This window comes from Cupriavidus sp. WGlv3 (genome assembly GCF_023952475.1).
Lineage (GTDB): Bacteria > Pseudomonadota > Gammaproteobacteria > Burkholderiales > Burkholderiaceae > Cupriavidus > Cupriavidus phytorum.
This window is the reverse complement of the sequence record NZ_JALHRX010000007.1, coordinates 216,560-233,617: the sequence shown is the minus strand read 5'-3', so window position 1 is coordinate 233,617 and position 17,058 is coordinate 216,560. Positions and strand designations below refer to the sequence as shown.

The window sequence follows — 17,058 nt, the reverse complement described above, 5'->3', positions numbered from 1 at the left end:
CGCAAACCTGCAGCGCTACGGTCCTTCCTTGCCGCGGTACACCAGGTCGATCTGGGTGCCGTCGGGCTCGGTCTGGCGCAAGCGCACCGGCATCCAGCCGAGCGACTGCGCCAGCCAGATCTCGACCCGGCGCCGGTCGTTGGCGCGGCGCGGCAGCCGCACAAAGTGCTTGGCGCGCACCACGCCCTGGCCGGTGTCGATATCGACTTCTCCAACATACTGCACTTGCATCGGTTCCACATCCCGGGTGTCGGCCACGTGGAATGTTTCCGTCACACCGGGCGTGACGTAGCGCTGGGGATTGCCGCGCACCAGCCCCACCAGTTGCAGGAAGACGCTGAAGCGGTCCTGCGCGCCGGGCGGGAACGGCGCCTGCGCGCCCGAGGCAAAGGCCACGGTGCCGGCCGCGGTGTCGATGCGCGAAGCCTCGACCTTGTTGCGGCGGCGTTCTTCGTAGCGTTCCGGCAACAGCCCCTGCTCGGCCAGCGCGCCGCTGCTCTGGAAGGCAAAACGGAACCACAGCACGCGGGTCTCGACCGCGAGCCGGTAGCGGCTGCCGTCCTGCTCCCAGCGGATCAGGCCGTCCGGGTTCTGCACGCCGTTGACGAAGCTGGCGTAATGCATGGTCGCCGACGGGGGCGCGCTGTAGCGCACGCCGTTGACCCCGCCCTGCGGCCCGCCGGACGGGGCCGGCGCGGCGGCGGCTGCGGGCGCGGCCGCGCTGCCTTCGCCGCCGCTGCCGGCGGCCATCTCGGTAGCGCCCTGCGGGCTGGTGGCAAGCGGTGGCGCCGGCTCGGGGGCGGGTGCGGGCACTTCCGGTTCAGGCCGCGGTGCCGCGGGCTTGGGCTGCGGGCGCGGCGCGCGCGCGATCGGGCGCGGCTTGGGTGGGGCTGGCGGCGCCGGCGGCGGCAGCAGCACGGCTTCCAGCGTGGGGGTATCGCTGACATCGACCGGGATCAGCGGCCCGGGCATGCGCACCAGGCCCACCACCGCCAGCAGGTGGACCAGCAGCACCAGCGCAATCACAAAAATCCAGCGGCGCCGGCGCCAGACGCGGGGATCCGCGCCGCGACGGGCGTCAGGTTCAGGCGTGGCCGGTTTGTCCGGCCGGGGCGGCGGCACCAAGGTAGCCGAGTTCCGATGAGAGCTGTTGGGCGATGGCGCGTACGCGGCGATCCATCGTACCGCCCCATTCTGCATCGAATATGCTTTGCGCGCCCAGCACGATCAGCCCCATGGCGAGATGGCCATTGGCGTCAAACACCGGCATCGAGAACGCGTTGATGCCCGGCAGCACGCCGCCGAGCGTGCGCGCGGCGCCGTGCGCGCGCACCTCGGCGCAGATCGCGTCGTAGTCGGCCAGCGTGCGCGGCATGTCGGGCACGCCATCATGGCCGCGCGCGCCCAGTTCGCGCTCGATCAGCGGCAGGGTCTGCTTGCGCGGCAGGTAGGCGCCGTAGAGCCGGCCGGTGGCGGAGTTGAGCATCGGCATCACGTCGCCCAGGCGCAGGCTGACGGTCACGGGGTGGCTGGACTCCTCCCAGTGCACCACCGTGGGACCGTGGTTGCCCCACACGGCGATGCCGGCGGTCAGGTCCAGCTCGTCGCGCAGCTGCGACAGGATCGGGCGCGCCTTCTTGACCGGGTCGAGGCGGTTCAGCCCGGCCAGCCCCAGTTGCAGCGCGAACGGCCCCAGGTCATAGCGCCCGCTCACGGGATCCTGCGCCACAACCCCCAGCCGCATGAAGCTGACCAGGTAGCGGTGGGCCTTGGCCGGGTTCATGTCGGCGGCGGCAGCCAGGTCCCGCAGCATCATCGCGCGCGGCGATGCCGCGAGCGCCTGCAGCAGCCTGAAGCCTACCTCGATGGACTGGATGCCGGAACGCAGCTTGGCGTCTTCTTCTTCGATCTCTGACATGCGGGTGGCAGGGCGTGTGCTTGGTGGCTGGGGGAGGGAAAAATCCTAGGTGAATTTACTATAGCGAAATCGATTTACCAATTTTTAAGCGATCGGTAGACTTTCTTCGCTACAGACTCGGCCGGCGGGCGCACGTGCGGCTCGCCACACCGGGCCCCGTTTTACCATGGAGACCACCGATGCGCCCCCCTGGCTACTTCCGCCCCGCTCTCGCCGTCCTTGCCGCCGCTCCCCTGCTTGCCCTGCTGTGCGCCGCCAGCGCGCCCGCGCGCGCAGACAACTGGCCGTCGCAGCCGATCCGCTGGGTGGTGCCCTACCCCGCCGGCGGCGGCACCGATGTGGTAGCGCGCACGGTGGCCCAGGCGATCACGCCGGCACTGGGCAAGCAGGTGGTGATCGACAACCGGCCGGGTGCGGCCACCATCGTCGGCGCCGATGCGGTGGCGCATGCCAAGGCCGACGGCTACACCGTGCTGACCGCCGATACCGCCACGCTGGCCGCCAATCCGTCGCTGTACAAGAAGCTGCCGTACAACGCCGACAAGGACTTCGTCTATATCGGCCAGCTGGCGCGCTTCCCGCTGGTGCTGGTGGCCAATCCGAACTTCCCCGCGCGCACGCTCAAGGAAGCGATCGATTATGCGCAGAAGCATCCGGGCAAGGTTAACTTTGCCTCGCCGGGTGCGGGCAGCCCGCACCATCTGGCGATGGAGCTGTTCATGGACCAGACCCGGGTAAAGATGACGCACGTGCCCTACAAGGGCGCAGCGCCCGCGGTGCAGGACCTGCTCGCGGGCCAGGTGGACCTGATGTTCCTGGACCTGGCCTCGGGCCAGCAGAACGTGCAGGCCGGCAAGCTGCGCGCGCTGGGCGTGGCCACGCCCAAGCGCCTCACCGTGCTGCCGAGTGTGCCGACCGTCGCCGAAGGCGGCGTGGCCGGCTTCGAGGCCTACGCCTGGCAAGGCATGGTGGCGCCGGCCGGTACGCCCAAGGCCGTGGTCACGCGGCTGAACGCCGAACTGGTCAAGGCGCTGAAGACGCCCGAGGTGCAGAAGAAGCTGGAAGGCATAGGCGTCGAAGCGGTCTCGAGCACGCCCGAGGAATTCGCCAGCTACGCGCGTGCCGAGGCCGAGCGCTGGGGCAAGCTGATCAAAGCCAAGGGCATCACGGTCGACTGAGCGGCGCGTGCGCCGCGTTAGACTAGCGCCCATTGCGCCTGCCCGGCAGGCGCCCCCGGATCCCTACCGCATCCCATGAAACTCGCAACCCTGAAGGACGGTTCGCGCGACGGCCAGCTGGTGGTCGTGTCGCGCGACCTGAAGACCGCGCACTTCGCCACCGACATCGCCGGCAAGCTGCAGACCGTGCTCGACGACTGGCAGTTCTACGCGCCGCAGCTGCAGGACCTGTACGACGCGCTCAACGGCGGCCGCGCGCGCCATCCGTTCCCGTTCGCGCCGAAGGACTGCATGGCGCCGCTGCCGCGCGCCTACCAGTGGGCCGACGGCTCGGCCTACGTCAACCATGTGGAGCTGGTGCGCAAGGCACGCGATGCCGAGATGCCGCCCGAGTTCTGGACCGACCCGCTGATGTACCAGGGCGGCTCCGACGATTTCCTCGGTCCGCATGACGACATCGTCTGCGCCAGCGAGGCCTTCGGCATCGACTTCGAGGCCGAGGTGGCGGTGATTACCGGCGACGTCAGGATGGGCGCCACCCCGGAGCAGGCCGGCGAGGCCATCCGGCTGGTGATGCTGGCCAACGATGTGTCGCTGCGCAACCTGATCCCGGCCGAACTGGGCAAGGGTTTCGGCTTCTTCCAGAGCAAGCCGGCGACGGCGTTCTCGCCGGTGGCGGTGACCCCCGATGAACTGGGCGAGGCCTGGCGCGAGCGCAAGGTGCACCTGCCGATGACCGTGCACTGGAACAGCAAGAAGGTGGGCCAGCCCGACTGCGGCACCGACATGGTGTTCGACTTCGGCCAGCTGATCGCCCATATCTGCAAGACCCGCAACGTGCGCGCCGGCAGCATCGTCGGCTCGGGCACGATCTCCAACGTCGACCGCAAGAAGGGCTACTGCTGCATCGCCGAGAAGCGCATGCTCGAGACCATCGACGAAGGCAAGCCGGTGACCGAATTCATGAAGTTCGGCGACGCGGTCAAGATCGAGATGTTCGACGCGCAGGGCCATTCGGTGTTCGGCGCGATCGACCAGCTGGTGGCCTCGGCCTGAGGCACGCCGGGCCGGGGGACGCAACCGCGCGCCGGATTTGCATATAATTAACCGACCGATCGGTTGGTAAATTTGATTGCATTCCCTTGCGTCCGGCACCCGCGCTGGCGTCCACCTCAAAGGCCCCCATGACCACGCCCTCCGCTGACACCTCCACCCTGTCGCCGCGCTACGCGCGCTACCGCGCGCTGACCCTGCGCCGCCACGGCCCCATCCTCGAAATCGTCATGGGCGCGGCCCAGTCGGCCAACCAGAAGCTGGCCACCGCGGACGCCAGCATGCACCGCGAGCTGGCCGAAATCTGGCGCGACGTGTCCGCCGACCCCGAGGTGCGCGTGGCGCTGATCCGCGGCGAGGGCAAGGGCTTTTCCGCCGGCGGCGACCTGGCGCTGGTCGAGGACATGGCCAACGACTTCGACACCCGCACCCGGGTCTGGCACGAGGCGCGCGACCTGGTCTACAACGTCATCAACTGCGACAAGCCGGTGGTCTCGGCGATGCACGGCCCGGCGGTCGGCGCCGGGCTGGTGGCGGGGCTGCTGGCCGATATCTCGATCGCGGCGAAGACCGCGCGCATCGTCGACGGCCATACCCGGCTGGGCGTGGCCGCGGGCGACCATGCCGCGATCGTGTGGCCGCTGCTGTGCGGAATGGCCAAGGCCAAGTACTATCTGATGCTGTGCGAGTCGGTCAGCGGCGAAGAGGCCGAGCGGATCGGCCTGGTCTCGCTGGCGGTGGATGAGGACGAACTGGTGGCGCGCGCCTTCGAGGTGGCCAACCGGCTGGCGGCAGGGTCGCAGAGCGCGATCCGCTGGACCAAGTACGCCCTCAACAACTGGCTGCGCATGGCCGGCCCCGCTTTCGATACCTCGCTGGCGCTCGAATTCATGGGTTTTGCCGGCCCCGACGTGCACGAAGGCATGGCGAGCCTGCGCGAAAAGCGGCCGCCTCAGTTCAGGTAACGACGACGCAGCCGCGCTCCCGGAGGTCCGGGCACCGGGCTGCGCCGCACACGGAGCGCGCGACCATGTTCGGACAGATTCCCGATTTCACCAACGGCTTCGACTTCATGCGCCGGCTATGGGGCGGCGGCGCCGGCATGCCCGCCGGCCTGATGCCCGGCCTGCAGGCGATGACGCCGCCGATGGACCTGGAAGACCTCGACAAGCGCATCGCCGACCTGAAGGCGGTGGAAAGCTGGCTGCAGCTCAATACCAACCTGCTGCGCACCACCATCCAGGGACTGGAAGTGCAGCGCGCCACGCTGGTGGCGCTGCAGACCTTCGGCAACGCACTGTCGCCCGACGCGATGCAATCGGCAATGGAAAACGTCGCGCGCGCGGCCAACGCGCCCAGCGCCGAGGCGCCGCAACGCACCGGCGCGGATACCGGCGCCAATACCAGCGCGGCCGCCGGCAGCGCTGCACAGGCCGAGCCCCCGGCCGCCGAGCCGGCGCAGGGGACGGCCGCCAGCGATGCCGATGCGGCCCCGGCGCCCAACCCCGCGCTGTGGTGGGACATGCTGCAACAGCAGTTCAACCAGATTGCCAGCAGCGCCGCGGCGGCCAGCATGGTGCCGTTCGGCATGGGCGGCTTCGGCGCGACTGGCGCCGCCACGCCAGCCGACACCCAGCAATCCAGCGCCGAAAAACCGGCGACCGCGGCAGCCGGCAAGACACCCTCGCCCGGTACCGCCAGCCCTGCCGCGAAGAAGGCGCCGGCAAAGAAGGCGCCGGCGAAGAAAGCGGCTGCCAAGAAGTCGGCCAAGGCCGCCGGGCCGGCCCGGGAAGCCGGCGAAGGCGGCACCGGAGGCAATGGCGGCAATGGCAGCAGCAACGGCGCCGGCGGCAGCGTCACCAACTGATCCTGCTGCTGCCTGACGCCCCCCTTCCCCCAACCGCCCATGCAGCGCGATTCCCTGCCGCTGCCCCCTGCGGCGCATGCCTCCGCGCCCGCTTCCACGCCGAACCCCGCCGCCACCGCGCTGATCCTGATGGGCGGCGGCGCGCGCGCCGCCTACCAGGCCGGCGTGCTCAACGGCGTGGCGCGCATCGCCGCGCGCCATGGCAAGGCACAGGCCCCGCTGCCGTTCGGCATCCTCGCCGGCACCTCGGCCGGGGCCATCAACGGCGCGGGGCTGGCCATCCATGCCGGCGACTTGGAAGCCGCCACGCAGAGCCTGGGCGCGCTCTGGCACAGCATCCATGCCGACGAGGTCTACCGCACCGATGTGCTGCGCGTGGGCGTGTCGGGGGCGCGCTGGCTGTCGACGCTGGCCTTTGGCTGGGCCACGCAGCGGCGCGCGCCGCGCGCGCTGTTCGACAACACCCCGCTGGGCAGCATGCTGGGCGAGCTGTTCGAGCCCGCGCGGGTGCAGGCCAGCCTCGACAGCGGCGCGCTGCAGGCGTTCGCGGTCACGGCGCTGTCGTACAGCACCGGGCGCCACGTGACCTTCTACCAGTCGCACCACCGCATCCATCCGTGGCACCGCAGCCAGCGCATCGCGGTGCCGGCGCAGATCACGGTGGACCACCTGCTGGCGTCGTCGTCGATCCCGTTCCTGTTCCCGGCCATGCCGCTGGAACTCGATGCGCACCACGAGTGGTTCGGCGACGGCACCATGCGCCAGATGTCGCCGCTGTCGCCGGCGATCCACCTGGGCGCGTCGCGCATCCTGGCGATCGGCGCGGCCTCGCGCCAGCGCTCGGGCTGGTTCGACACCATGCCGGGCGGCGGCTATCCGTCGCTGGCGCAGGTGGGCGGCCAGGCGCTGGCCAGCATCTTCCTGGACGGCCTGAATGCCGACCTGGAGCGGCTGCTGCATATCAACCGGCTGCTGGCGCGCATGCCCGAGGTCGCCGGCGACCGCGAAGGCTGGCGCCCGGTGCAGGTGATGACGGTGGCGCCCAGCGAGCCGATCGAGGCCATCGCCGCCGAGCACCAGAAGCAGTTGCCGCGCACCGTGCGCGCGCTGCTGGCGCCGCTGGGCGGCACCGAGGCGCGCGGCGCCGCGTTCGCCAGCTACCTGCTGTTCGAGCCGGCCTTCACGCAGGCGCTGATCGCGCTGGGCGAGCGCGACGCCGAAGCCCAGGCCGACGAGCTGGCGGCCTTCCTCTATGGCATCGTGCCGGGCACGGCGCCGGCCGCGCCCGGCACGGATGACCATGCGGCCGAGCAGGCAGTCTCTCCTTGAGTTGCCGCCGTCACATGACGGTCTCAGAGGCGCCCGCGCTGGCACTTTGACTCGCCGCCGCGGCGCTGATCGCCCGGAAAAATGCAGAAGGCGCCGGCAAACCCCGCGGGGCGTTGCATATTTGCCCCGCTCCGGCCTAAAAAAGGAGAGAAGAGAATAATTCGCATCTGGTAGAATCTGCCCGTAATTTCAAAGGCTTACCATGCTCTACCCCGAACTGTTCAAATCGTTGGAAGCCGTCCGCTGGCACATGGACAAGGACATCCCCTGGGATACCTTTGACGCCAGCATGCTGACGGACGACCAGGCCAAGACCATTCGCATGAATGCGATCACGGAATGGTCCGCCCTGCCTGCGACCGAGATGTTCCTGCGCGACAACCGCCACGACTCTGACTTTTCGGCGTTCATGAGCATCTGGTTCTTCGAGGAACAGAAGCATTCGCTGGTGCTGATGGAGTACCTGCGCCGCTTCCGCCCGGACCTGGTGCCGACCGAGGAAGAACTGCACGCGGTGCGCTTCGAGTTCGACCCGGCGCCGCCGCTGGAAACGCTGATGCTGCATTTCTGCGGCGAGATCCGCCTGAACCACTGGTACCGTCGGGCCGCCGAATGGCACACCGAGCCGGTGATCAAGCATATCTACCGCACCCTGTCGCAGGACGAAGCCCGCCATGGCGGCGCCTACCTGCGCTACATGAAGAAGTACCTGGCGCAGTTCGGCGACAGCGCGCGCGCGGCCTTCGCCAAGATCGGCGTGCTGATGGCATCGGCGCGCCGCACCGAAAAGCCGCTGCACCCGACCAACCTGCACGTCAACAAGGCGCTGTTCCCCAACGACACGGTGCAGTCGCGCCTGCCGGATCCCGACTGGCTCGAGAAATGGCTGGACGAGCAGATCCGCTTCGACGAAGGCTGGGAGAAGAAGGTCATCGAACGGATCCTGCACAACATGTCGCTGCTGTTCGAACGTACCTTTGAAAGCGTGCAGGACCTGAACCGCTACCGCAAGGAGCTGAACGCCAGCCTGCAAGGCGCCGGCGCGGCCCGCCCCGCGCAAGCCTGATCGGCCCGTTCCGGACAAGAAAATGCCCCGCCGAAGCGGGGCATTTTTTTGCCTTGCTTTTACCTTCGCGCATTCCCGACAAATGCGGCCCGCTGCGGCGCGCCGGATCCAGTCCGGCCCTGGCGGGTAGAGTACGACGCCGTTTTCCTGTTCCCGGAAATACGGTGCCGCGGATGATAAGCGCGCCAGCCGGCGCGCAGGTAGTAGCCGGTTACTACATCGCTGCCGTGCCGTGGGCCAGTGCCGTCACGCGATGGATCCAGCCAAGCCCGGCCCCGGGCGGCGCGCAAGAACAGGTACCATTCGGGCAAGCGCGCCGGCTCCGCCACGATGCCGGCCTCCACCCATTCCCTGCCCTGATCCATGTCCGTACCCGCCTTCGAATCCAAGCTGACTCCCGCCGACGACACCGCCGCGCTGGCCGCGCGCATCGCCGCGTTGCCGCGCCCGCTGGTGTTTACCAACGGCGTCTTCGACATCCTCCATCGCGGCCATGCCACCTACCTGGCGCAGGCGCGCGCGCTGGGCGCGAGCCTCGTGGTCGGCGTCAACAGCGATGCCTCGGTGAAGATGCTCGGCAAGGGCGACGACCGCCCGCTCAACCATGAGTCGGACCGCATGGCGCTGCTGGCCGCGCTGGCCTCGGTCGACCTGGTGGCGATGTTCCGCGAACAGACGCCGGTGGAGCTGATCCGGCTGGTGCGTCCCGACATCTACGTCAAGGGCGGCGACTACGATATCGATACGCTGGAAGAAACCCGGCTGGTGCGCAGCTGGGGCGGCCAGGCCTACGCCATCCCCTTCCTGCACGACCGCTCGACCACCAAGCTGCTGACCAAGGTGCGCCAGGCGGGCTGAGCCGCCGCGCCTGCATTATTTGGCCCGCACTAAGCGCCCGGCGCCGACGCCGGCGTGGCCGGCGGCGGTTGCAGGCGCATGCGCTCGCCCCGCACCTGCTGCTCCAGCCGGTGCGGCTCGCGCGGCGACTCGAACCAGCCCGACAGCGGCTGCGCGCCGAACGCGCCCAGCACCGCGGCCAGCAGCACCGCGTTGGCCAACAGCAGCAACAGCAATGCGATGCGCAGGGAGCGGGTGGTCATGGGGAATCGGATGGAGATGAGAACGTGGCGTCGTTACGCGTCGGCCATGGCCATCGCATGCAGGCCGAGCAGCACCAGATTATCGTGCATCTCGAACGGCACCGCGAGCGCTCCCGCCAGCGCGCTGCGGGCCCCGCCGGACAGCAGGCAGCGCGGCGGTCGCGACGCATCGCCGCGCTCGCCCAGCGCGCGCCAGGTGCGCTCGATGGCGCCGGCCTGCGCGGCCAGGCAGCCGGCGGCAATGGCGTCGTGGGTGTTGTCGGCCCAGCGCCGCTGCGTGCCCGCCACGCTGCCGGCCTCGCCGACATCCAGTGCCGGCAGTTGCGCCGTATTGCGTGCCAGCGTGCCCAGCATCAGCGCCAGCCCCGGCAGGATCAGCCCGCCTTCGAAGCGCGCGCCGCCAGCCTCTGTCACGGTGACGATATCGAGCGTGGTGGCGGTGCCGGCGGTGACCACCAGCAAGGTTTCGCGCGGCAGCCAGCGGTGCGCGCCGACCGCGCCGGTCCAGCGGTCGACGCCGAGCTGGGTCGGTTCGCGATAGCCGTTGGCAAGGTCGCCGTGCGCGGCGCTGCTGCGTACCCATTGCACCGGCGCGCAGCCGCCGAAGGCATCGGCCAGCGCGGCATCGACGGCTGCGGCGATGACCGGCCCGGCCACATTACTGATCCACACCGACGGCATCGGCCCGCTGGCGCGCAGTGCGCGCAGCTCGGCGGCCAGCGTCCGCAGCGCGCCGTCGTCGGCATGCGTCACCGCGCCGGCGTGCTGCCACGGCGTCGGCAGCGCAGAGATGCCAGCGGTGGCAGGCAGCGCCGTACCGGCGTCGCACCACGCCCACTTGAGCCGGGTATTGCCGATATCGACCAGCAGGCGCGGCGCGTTCATGCGCCAGCTTCCTGGCCCGGGGCGGGCCGCAGCGACAGCTCGCCGCTGGCGATGCGCTCCAGGCCGGCGGGGGTTTCCAGCAGCAGGTGGCCGGCCTCGTCGACGCCGCGCGCCATGCCTTCGGCGATCACCTGGCCGTCGTGCAGCAGCCGCACCGGCTGGTCGCGGTAGGCATCGGCGGCGGACCAGCGCCGCGCCATCGGCCCGAAGCCGTGCGCGAGGAAGTCCGCGCGCATCGCCGCCAGCCGCTCCAGCACAGCGGCCAGCAGGCGCGGCGCATCGCGCCCGGCATCGAAGCCCGGCATGGCCTCGGCCACGCCCGCCAGTTCGCGCCCCAGCGCGGCCTCCATCTGCGCATCGCGCACCAGGTTCAGGCCGATGCCGATCACTGCCCAGACCCGCTGCGGCCCCGCCGGCACCGATTCGATCAGGATGCCGGCCAGCTTGCGGCCGTCGATCTGCAGGTCATTGGGCCATTTCAGGCCCACCCGCGCGCCCAGCGCCGGGGCCACGTCGCCCAGGGCCTCGGCCAGCGCCAGGCCCACCGCCAGGCTCAGGCCACTCAGCTGCGCCGGCGCCAGCGCCAGCGGCAGCGCCACCGAGAAGGTCATGCCGGCCTGCCCCTGCCACGGCCGGCCCTGGCGTCCGCGCCCGGCGGTCTGGCGATAGGCCAGGCGCAGCGTGCCGGCGTCGGACCACGGCGCCTGGCGGCACCACGCGGTCAGGTCGGCATTGGTCGAGCCGGTTTCCTCGACCAGTTCCACGGTCCAGTCGCGCAGCGCGGGCGACAGCATGGCGCGCAGCGCGCCGGCATCGATGCGCCAGGATGTGGCGGCGGCAAGATCGGGCGGATTCGGAGGAACGGCGGACATGCGCGGCATTGGACGGGGATGGGCGGGATCGCGGTCGGCACAGGCAGGATCCGGATCCGAACCCGGGCCTGCGGCAGATGCCGCATTGTAGCCGCGCCGCGCTGCCGGGCATGCAACCGGGGCACGGCGCGGTCGCGCCAGCGGGGCGCGTGGCTTAGAATCGAGACTCGGCCATCACATCGCTTGCCCTTGGAACGCCAGACGACGCCAGACTTCCAGATCACGCGCGGGCACGGAACCGTCAGCGTACAGCTGCGTGGCGACTGGACCGCGCTCGCGCTGGCCGGCTGCCGCCAGGCGCGGCAGCTGCGTGCGCAGCTGCACGAGCTGGCGCAGGCCCCGGATAATGCGCAATGGTCGCTGGCCGGCGTCGAGCGCCTCGACCATATCGGCGGGCAGCTGCTGTGGCAGGCCTGGAACGGCGCGCTGCCGCAACGGCTCGAGGCCAGCGAGGGCCAGCGCCGCGTGTTCGAGCGCATCGCCGCGGTGCACGACGAGGGCTGGAAAAAGCACATGGTGGACCGCTTCAACCCGGTCACGCTGTTCGGCGCCAACGTGCTGTCGTTCGGCGCACAGCTGGGCAATGGCATCACCATGCTGGGCCAGCTGGCGTTCGACCTGCTGCGCTTCGCGCGCATGCCGCAGCGCGGCCCGTGGCGCGAGATCTCGGCCAATATCTACAACGTCGGCTACAAGGCGCTGGGGATCACGGCGCTGGTGGGCTTCCTGATCGGCATCGTGCTGTCGTACCTGTCGGCCAACCAGCTGCGCACCTTCGGCGCCAGCACCTTCATCGTCAACATCCTGGGCATGGCGGTGATCCGCGAACTGGGGCCGGTGCTCGCCGCGATCCTGATCGCGGGGCGCTCGGGCTCGGCCATCACCGCGCAGATCGGCGTGATGCGCGTGACCGAGGAGCTGGACGCGATGCGCGTGATGGGCATCTCGCACGGCTTCCGGCTGATCATGCCGCGCGTGATCGCGCTCGCCATCGCCATGCCGCTGCTGGTGGCGTGGACCGACGTGATGGCGCTGGCCGGCGGCATGCTGGCCGCGCGCATGCAGCTGGGCATCAGCGCCACCTTCTTCCTGCGCGAGCTGCCCGATGCGGTGCCGGTAGCCAACCTGTGGCTGGGGCTGGGCAAGGGCGTGGTGTTCGGCATCCTGATCGCGCTGACCGCGTGCCACTTCGGGCTGCGCATCAAGCCCAACACTCAGAGCCTGGGCGAAGGCACCACCGCCTCGGTGGTGACCGCGATCACCATCGTGATCCTGGCCGACGCGGTCTTCGCCATCCTGTTCAAGGACGTGGGCCTGTGAACGCGGCGCAAGCGAACCCGACCCGGCCAGGCGCGCCGCAGCCCGCGCCGGAGCGCAGCCCGGTGATCGAGGTGCGCGACCTGGTCAAGCGCTTCGGCAAGGCAGTGGTGCACGACCATGTGGACCTCGACGTCTACCGCGGCGAGGTGCTGTCGATCGTCGGCGGCTCGGGCAGCGGCAAGACCGTGCTGCTGCGCCAGATCGTCGGGCTGGAGCGCCCTACCTCGGGCACCATCAAGGTGTTCGGCGAAGACCCGGCGCGGCTGCGCCCGGCCCAGCTGCAGGCGCTGCGCAGCCGCTGGGGCCTGCAGTTCCAGCGCGGCGCGCTGTTCTCGGCGCTGTCGGTGATCGACAATATCGCGCTGCCGCTGCGCGAGCTGCGCGCGCTGCCCGACAACCTGATCTGCCAGGCGGCGCTGCTCAAGCTGCAGCTGGTGGGCCTGTCGGCGCGCGATGCCGACAAGATGCCATCAGACTTGTCCGGCGGCATGATCAAGCGCGTGGCGCTGGCGCGCGCGCTGTCGCTGGAACCCGAGCTGCTGTTCCTGGACGAACCCACTGCCGGCCTGGACCCGATGGCGTCCGACGACTACGTCGCGCTGATCCGCGAGCTGCGCCGCGAACTGGGTCTGACCGTGGTGATGATCACGCACGACCTCGACACGCTGGTGGCGCTGTCCGACCGCGTCGCGGTGCTGGCCGACCACAAGGTGATCGCGGCCGCGCCGATTGCGCAAGTGGTGGAGGTGGACCATCCCTTCATCCGCGAGTATTTCCTTGGCGAGCGCGCCCAGCGCGCCCTGCAGGCGCTGCCCCGGCGCGGGCAGCCCGCGGCGCCGCCCCCTGGAGAAGCATGATGGAAAACAAGTCCCACGCCTTCCTCGCCGGCGTGTTCACCATCGGCCTGGCCGTGCTGGTGCTGTTCGCGATCTTCTGGTTCAGCAGCGACCACGCGGTGCGCGTGCCGTATGACCTGATCACCCGCTCGACCGTCAACGGCCTCGGCCCGCAGGCCGACGTCAAGTACCGCGGGCTGGCGGTGGGCAAGGTCGAGTCGATCAAGTTCGATCCGCAGGTGCCGGGCCAGATCATCGTGCGCGTCAACGTCAACCGCGAAACGCCGATCACGCGCACCACCTACGCCACGCTGGGCTTCCAGGGCGTGACCGGGATCGCCTACGTGCAACTCGACGACTCCGCCGCGCACGACGGCACCGCCGCCTCGCCGCCGCTGCCGACTTCGCCGCGCGCGGTGGCGCGCATCGTCATGCGGCCCGGCTTCTTCGAGGAACTGGAAAAGCGCGGCGATTCGCTGCTGACCCAGGCCGAGACCCTGATGGGCTCGCTCAACGACATGTTCCAGGGCGCCAACCGCGACGAGCTGATGGCGGCGATCCGCTCGGTGCGCAAGACCGCCGAAGACTATTCGCGCCTGTCCGATTCGCTCGCGCCGGCCGCGCAGCGCCTGCCGAAAGTGGCCGAGAACCTGAACGCGACGCTGGAATCGACCCGGCGCCTGACGCAGGAACTGGCCAACCCCAACGGCACCGTGATGCGCACCGTCGACAGCGTCGGGCGCGACCTGCAGGGCGCGGCCGCGTCGGTGCAGTCGGCCGCGGGCACCTTCAGCGAAGAGACCCTGCCGCAGCTCAATGGCCTGGCCCGCGACGCGCGCCAGACCGCGCGCAGCTTCGAGCGCGCCGCCGGGCAGTTCAACGAGAGCCCGAGCAGCGTGCTGTTCGGCGCGCCCGCGCCCACGCCGGGCCCGGGCGAGCCCGGCTTCAGCGCGGCCCCGTAGCGCTGCCGGCATGCGGCACACTCCAGCCCCCATCGATCACGCCAAACGCCAACCGCGAGAATCCGCCGTGAACCCTGCGACCGAGATGCCACGCTTGCTGCGCTCCGCCCACGCCCGCCTGCGCGCGGCCCTGCTGCTGTGCTGCGCCGGCCTGGCGCTGTCGGGCTGCGCGCTGACGCGCGGCGAGCCCACCATCACCTATGACCTGGGCCCGGCCGTCGCCGCCGGCGCGGCCTCCGCCAACGGGAACCCTGCGCCCGCCCCGCTGCCCAAACTGCGCGTGGCCCAGACCGACGGGCCCAACTGGCTGGAAGGCAATGCCCTCTTCTACCGGCTGCAGTACGCCCAGGCGCAGCGCCTGCAGGCCTACGCCACGCAGCGCTGGGTGATGTCACCCACGCGCCTGTTCGACGAACGCCTGCGCGAGGCCGTGGCCGCGCGCGGCACGCTGGGCTGGTCCGGCGACGGCAGCGTGCCGGCGCTGAAGGTGGACCTGCTCGAGTTCGACCAGGTGTTCGACAGCGCCACCACCAGCGAGGGCGTGGTGCGGCTGCGCGCCACGGTGTACCGGCATGGCATGCTAGGCCAGCAGACCTTCGAGGCGCGCCGGCCCGCGCCCAGCGCCGACGGCGCCGGCGGCGTCAAGGCGCTGGCCGAAGCCAGCGATGCCGTGATTGCCGCGCTGCTCGACTGGATCGGCACGCTGCAGCTAAAGTAAAGCAACAGGAGATTTGCCATGGAGCCGGCTCCCCCGCCGCTCTCCGCGCCGCCGCCGGCGGCTGTGCCAGCACCATCCGCCACCGCGCCGCAGCACTCGCCGCTGGCGCGCGTGGGGCTGCTCTGCTTCACGCTGCTGGTGATCTATGCCAGCCTGTACCCGTTCTCCGGCTGGATCGACAACGGCATCTCGCCCTTTGCCTTTGTCAGTGCGCCCAAGCCGCGCTATATCACCGACTTCGATCTGCTCACCAACGTGCTGGGGTATTTCCCGTTCGGCGCGCTGGTGGTGCTGTCGCTGCATCCGCGCGTGTCGGGCGGGCGCGCCACGCTGGTGGCGCTGGTGGCCGGCGCCCTGCTGTCGGCGTGCATGGAGGCCTTCCAGACCTGGCTGCCCAGCCGGATCTCGTCCAACATCGACCTGATCACCAATGCGCTGGGGGCACTGCTCGGCGGCGCCGTGGTGGCGCCGTTCACGCGCGCGCTGATCGACGACGGCCGCCTGACGCGGCTGCGCCATGCCTGGTTCGAGCCGCATGCCAGCTTTGCCATCATCCTGCTGCTGCTGTGGCCGTTCGCGCAGGTGTTTCCGCAGGAGCACCTGTTCGGCATGGGCGGGATCGTGCGCGAATGGCTGACCGATCCGGAATCGTGGCCGATGCAGGTGCTGCAGATGGTGTTCCCGCAGCTGGAGGCGTGGCAGGACCATATCGGCCTGCGCCCCGAGGACATGCAGAGCCAGCAGTTGCTGGAATCGCTGGTGACTGCCAGCAGCTGGGTCGGCACCGGCCTGTTCGCCTCGGTGGCGATGCGCCGCAGCGCACCGATGCTGCGCATCCTGGCGGGGCTGCTGGCGGCGGCGCTGCTGCTCAAGGCGACCGCGGCCGAGCTGCAGTTCCCGACCGAAAGCGCCTTCGTCTGGCTGTCCGAGGGCGGGCGCTTCGCGCTGCTGACCAGCTCGCTGGTGCTGGCGCTGCTGCTGTACCTGCCGCGCTGGCTGCGCGCGGTGCTGGCGATGTCGGCGCTGATCGTACTGGTGGCGCTGACCAACGTGCTGCCGTCAAACCCCTACGCGTGGATCTCCGAGCAGGGCTGGCGCATGGGCCGCTTCATCCACTTCAACAGCCTGGCGCAGTGGCTCGGCTGGCTGTGGCCGTTCCTGGCGTTCTGCTATGTGATCTGGCGTTTCGAACAGGTCAGCCTGCGCCGCCATGCGATGAAGAAAGCCGCGGCACGCCGTGAGGCGGCCGCGGCCAACCTGCAGGAGTAAGCCGGCGCGGACATGTGCGCCGGCACTTAGTGCAGCTGCCCGCCCTGCTCGCGCACATCGGCGCGGGTCGACAGCGCCGTCGCCACGGCGGTGCGCAGGCCCTTCACCAGGGTCTCGTGCGCCAGGCTCGGCTGGCCCGGATGGCGCGCCGCCTGCTCGGGCAAATACGGAATGTGGATAAAGCCGCCGCGCACCGCGCCGTCCGGCGGTTGCGCGAGCCGGTGCATCAGCCCGTAGAACACATGGTTGCAGACGAAGGTGCCGGCGCTCTGCGATACCGACGCCGGCACGCCGGCCGCGCGCATGTCGCGCACCATCGCCTTGATCGGCAGCGTGGCAAAGTAGGCGGCCGGGCCGTCGGCGACGATGGCGGTGTCGATCGGCTGGGCGCCGGCGTTGTCGGCGATGCGCGCATCGTCGACGTTGATCGCCACCCGCTCGACCGACATCTCGGCGCGCCCGCCGGCCTGCCCGACGGCGATCACCAGGGTTGGCCGCAGCGCGTCGAGCAGTTCGCCGATCGCGGCGAGCGCCGCGCCGAACACGCACGGCAGCTGCCGCGCGACGATCACCGCGTCGCCGACGCGCTCGCCGTCGAGCGCGCGCACGGCTTCCCACGACGGGTTGATGGGTTCGTCCTCGAATGGCTCGAAGCCGGTCAGCAGCACGGTAGGCATGGCGGGGC

18 protein-coding genes are annotated in these 17,058 nt (G+C 70.3%); 12 read left to right on the top strand and 6 right to left on the bottom strand.

Annotation, left to right across the window (positions count from 1 at the left end; genetic code table 11):
• Nucleotides 1–15: 15 nt before the first annotated feature.
• Nucleotides 16–1,026, bottom strand: a complete 1,011-nt coding sequence (locus MKD38_RS14815; protein WP_252677867.1) for a DUF3108 domain-containing protein — start codon at nucleotides 1,024–1,026, stop codon at nucleotides 16–18.
• A gap of 58 nt (nucleotides 1,027–1,084) precedes the next feature.
• Entirely contained in the window at nucleotides 1,085–1,918 is an 834-nt protein-coding gene (locus tag MKD38_RS14810) for an IclR family transcriptional regulator (protein ID WP_252677865.1), read from the bottom strand.
• A 179-nt stretch (nucleotides 1,919–2,097) separates the two neighbouring features.
• Here MKD38_RS14810 and MKD38_RS14805 point away from each other — a divergent pair, with 179 nt between their 5' ends.
• The 7 genes from MKD38_RS14805 (at nucleotide 2,098) to rfaE2 (ending at nucleotide 9,269) form a co-directional block, all read left to right on the top strand.
• Nucleotides 2,098–3,096: a Bug family tripartite tricarboxylate transporter substrate binding protein gene (locus MKD38_RS14805; RefSeq protein ID WP_252677863.1), complete on the top strand. Its 999-nt coding sequence runs from the start codon at nucleotides 2,098–2,100 to the stop codon at nucleotides 3,094–3,096.
• Nucleotides 3,097–3,171: 75 nt separating this feature from the next.
• Nucleotides 3,172–4,152, top strand: a complete 981-nt coding sequence (locus MKD38_RS14800) for a fumarylacetoacetate hydrolase family protein (protein ID WP_252677861.1) — start codon at nucleotides 3,172–3,174, stop codon at nucleotides 4,150–4,152.
• A 128-nt stretch (nucleotides 4,153–4,280) separates the two neighbouring features.
• Nucleotides 4,281–5,114 (top strand): enoyl-CoA hydratase/isomerase family protein, encoded by an 834-nt coding sequence (locus MKD38_RS14795; protein ID WP_252677859.1) that lies wholly within the window; start codon nucleotides 4,281–4,283, stop codon nucleotides 5,112–5,114.
• Nucleotides 5,115–5,179: 65 nt separating this feature from the next.
• Nucleotides 5,180–6,016 carry a PhaM family polyhydroxyalkanoate granule multifunctional regulatory protein gene (locus MKD38_RS14790; RefSeq protein WP_252677858.1) on the top strand — a complete coding sequence of 279 codons (837 nt, stop codon included), beginning with the start codon at nucleotides 5,180–5,182 and terminating at the stop codon, nucleotides 6,014–6,016.
• Nucleotides 6,017–6,055: 39 nt separating this feature from the next.
• Entirely contained in the window at nucleotides 6,056–7,345 is a 1,290-nt protein-coding gene (locus MKD38_RS14785; RefSeq protein WP_371925697.1) for a patatin-like phospholipase family protein, read from the top strand.
• 202 nt (nucleotides 7,346–7,547) lie between these two features.
• Nucleotides 7,548–8,411 (top strand): ferritin family protein, encoded by an 864-nt coding sequence (locus MKD38_RS14780; protein ID WP_252677857.1) that lies wholly within the window; start codon nucleotides 7,548–7,550, stop codon nucleotides 8,409–8,411.
• 363 nt (nucleotides 8,412–8,774) lie between these two features.
• A complete protein-coding gene (gene rfaE2 / locus MKD38_RS14775; protein WP_115702997.1) occupies nucleotides 8,775–9,269 on the top strand; it encodes a D-glycero-beta-D-manno-heptose 1-phosphate adenylyltransferase in 495 nt (164 codons plus the stop codon).
• A 29-nt stretch (nucleotides 9,270–9,298) separates the two neighbouring features.
• On the opposite strand, the gene MKD38_RS14770 is transcribed toward rfaE2, so the two are convergent.
• From MKD38_RS14770 to MKD38_RS14760, 3 genes are read right to left on the bottom strand one after another with little or no spacing between them, the layout of a single operon-like run.
• Entirely contained in the window at nucleotides 9,299–9,511 is a 213-nt protein-coding gene (locus tag MKD38_RS14770) for a hypothetical protein (RefSeq protein ID WP_252677856.1), read from the bottom strand.
• Between the two features lie 33 nt (nucleotides 9,512–9,544).
• Nucleotides 9,545–10,396 carry a type III pantothenate kinase gene (locus MKD38_RS14765; protein ID WP_252677855.1) on the bottom strand — a complete coding sequence of 284 codons (852 nt, stop codon included), beginning with the start codon at nucleotides 10,394–10,396 and terminating at the stop codon, nucleotides 9,545–9,547.
• Nucleotides 10,393–11,268 (bottom strand): biotin--[acetyl-CoA-carboxylase] ligase, encoded by an 876-nt coding sequence (locus MKD38_RS14760; protein ID WP_252677854.1) that lies wholly within the window; start codon nucleotides 11,266–11,268, stop codon nucleotides 10,393–10,395. The genes MKD38_RS14765 and MKD38_RS14760 overlap by 4 nt, the downstream gene beginning before the upstream one ends.
• A gap of 183 nt (nucleotides 11,269–11,451) precedes the next feature.
• Here MKD38_RS14760 and MKD38_RS14755 point away from each other — a divergent pair, with 183 nt between their 5' ends.
• The 5 genes from MKD38_RS14755 (at nucleotide 11,452) to MKD38_RS14735 (ending at nucleotide 16,373) form a co-directional block, all read left to right on the top strand.
• The gene (locus MKD38_RS14755) at nucleotides 11,452–12,588 is read left to right on the top strand and encodes an MlaE family ABC transporter permease (RefSeq protein ID WP_256504908.1); all 1,137 of its coding nucleotides are present in this window, start codon (nucleotides 11,452–11,454) and stop codon (nucleotides 12,586–12,588) included.
• Nucleotides 12,585–13,445 (top strand): ABC transporter ATP-binding protein, encoded by an 861-nt coding sequence (locus MKD38_RS14750; RefSeq protein WP_252677853.1) that lies wholly within the window; start codon nucleotides 12,585–12,587, stop codon nucleotides 13,443–13,445. The genes MKD38_RS14755 and MKD38_RS14750 overlap by 4 nt, the downstream gene beginning before the upstream one ends.
• Nucleotides 13,442–14,386 carry an MlaD family protein gene (locus tag MKD38_RS14745; protein ID WP_252677852.1) on the top strand — a complete coding sequence of 315 codons (945 nt, stop codon included), beginning with the start codon at nucleotides 13,442–13,444 and terminating at the stop codon, nucleotides 14,384–14,386. The genes MKD38_RS14750 and MKD38_RS14745 overlap by 4 nt, the downstream gene beginning before the upstream one ends.
• A 67-nt stretch (nucleotides 14,387–14,453) precedes the next feature.
• The gene (locus MKD38_RS14740) at nucleotides 14,454–15,104 is read left to right on the top strand and encodes an ABC-type transport auxiliary lipoprotein family protein (RefSeq protein WP_501985975.1); all 651 of its coding nucleotides are present in this window, start codon (nucleotides 14,454–14,456) and stop codon (nucleotides 15,102–15,104) included.
• An 18-nt stretch (nucleotides 15,105–15,122) separates the two neighbouring features.
• Nucleotides 15,123–16,373, top strand: coding sequence for a VanZ family protein (locus tag MKD38_RS14735; RefSeq protein ID WP_252677851.1), 1,251 nt, complete (start codon nucleotides 15,123–15,125; stop codon nucleotides 16,371–16,373).
• A gap of 26 nt (nucleotides 16,374–16,399) precedes the next feature.
• On the opposite strand, the gene pcp is transcribed toward MKD38_RS14735, so the two are convergent.
• Nucleotides 16,400–17,050 carry a pyroglutamyl-peptidase I gene (gene pcp / locus MKD38_RS14730; protein WP_252677849.1) on the bottom strand — a complete coding sequence of 217 codons (651 nt, stop codon included), beginning with the start codon at nucleotides 17,048–17,050 and terminating at the stop codon, nucleotides 16,400–16,402.
• Nucleotides 17,051–17,058 lie beyond the last annotated feature (8 nt).

What these genes read in the sequence shown, in the direction of transcription:
- MKD38_RS14795 (WP_252677859.1), top strand. Translation starts at nt 4,281, where the DNA reads ATGACCACGCCCTCCGCTGACACCTCCACCCTGTCGCCGCGCTACGCG.
- MKD38_RS14785 (WP_371925697.1), top strand. Translation starts at nt 6,056, where the DNA reads ATGCAGCGCGATTCCCTGCCGCTGCCCCCTGCGGCGCATGCCTCCGCG.
- rfaE2 (WP_115702997.1), top strand. Translation starts at nt 8,775, where the DNA reads ATGTCCGTACCCGCCTTCGAATCCAAGCTGACTCCCGCCGACGACACC.
- MKD38_RS14735 (WP_252677851.1), top strand. Translation starts at nt 15,123, where the DNA reads ATGGAGCCGGCTCCCCCGCCGCTCTCCGCGCCGCCGCCGGCGGCTGTG.
- MKD38_RS14780 (WP_252677857.1), top strand. Translation starts at nt 7,548, where the DNA reads ATGCTCTACCCCGAACTGTTCAAATCGTTGGAAGCCGTCCGCTGGCAC.
- MKD38_RS14765 (WP_252677855.1), bottom strand. Translation starts at nt 10,396, where the DNA reads ATGAACGCGCCGCGCCTGCTGGTCGATATCGGCAATACCCGGCTCAAG.
- MKD38_RS14810 (WP_252677865.1), bottom strand. Translation starts at nt 1,918, where the DNA reads ATGTCAGAGATCGAAGAAGAAGACGCCAAGCTGCGTTCCGGCATCCAG.
- MKD38_RS14770 (WP_252677856.1), bottom strand. Translation starts at nt 9,511, where the DNA reads ATGACCACCCGCTCCCTGCGCATCGCATTGCTGTTGCTGCTGTTGGCC.
- MKD38_RS14745 (WP_252677852.1), top strand. Translation starts at nt 13,442, where the DNA reads ATGATGGAAAACAAGTCCCACGCCTTCCTCGCCGGCGTGTTCACCATC.
- pcp (WP_252677849.1), bottom strand. Translation starts at nt 17,050, where the DNA reads ATGCCTACCGTGCTGCTGACCGGCTTCGAGCCATTCGAGGACGAACCC.
- MKD38_RS14805 (WP_252677863.1), top strand. Translation starts at nt 2,098, where the DNA reads ATGCGCCCCCCTGGCTACTTCCGCCCCGCTCTCGCCGTCCTTGCCGCC.
- MKD38_RS14790 (WP_252677858.1), top strand. Translation starts at nt 5,180, where the DNA reads ATGTTCGGACAGATTCCCGATTTCACCAACGGCTTCGACTTCATGCGC.
- MKD38_RS14760 (WP_252677854.1), bottom strand. Translation starts at nt 11,268, where the DNA reads ATGTCCGCCGTTCCTCCGAATCCGCCCGATCTTGCCGCCGCCACATCC.
- MKD38_RS14800 (WP_252677861.1), top strand. Translation starts at nt 3,172, where the DNA reads ATGAAACTCGCAACCCTGAAGGACGGTTCGCGCGACGGCCAGCTGGTG.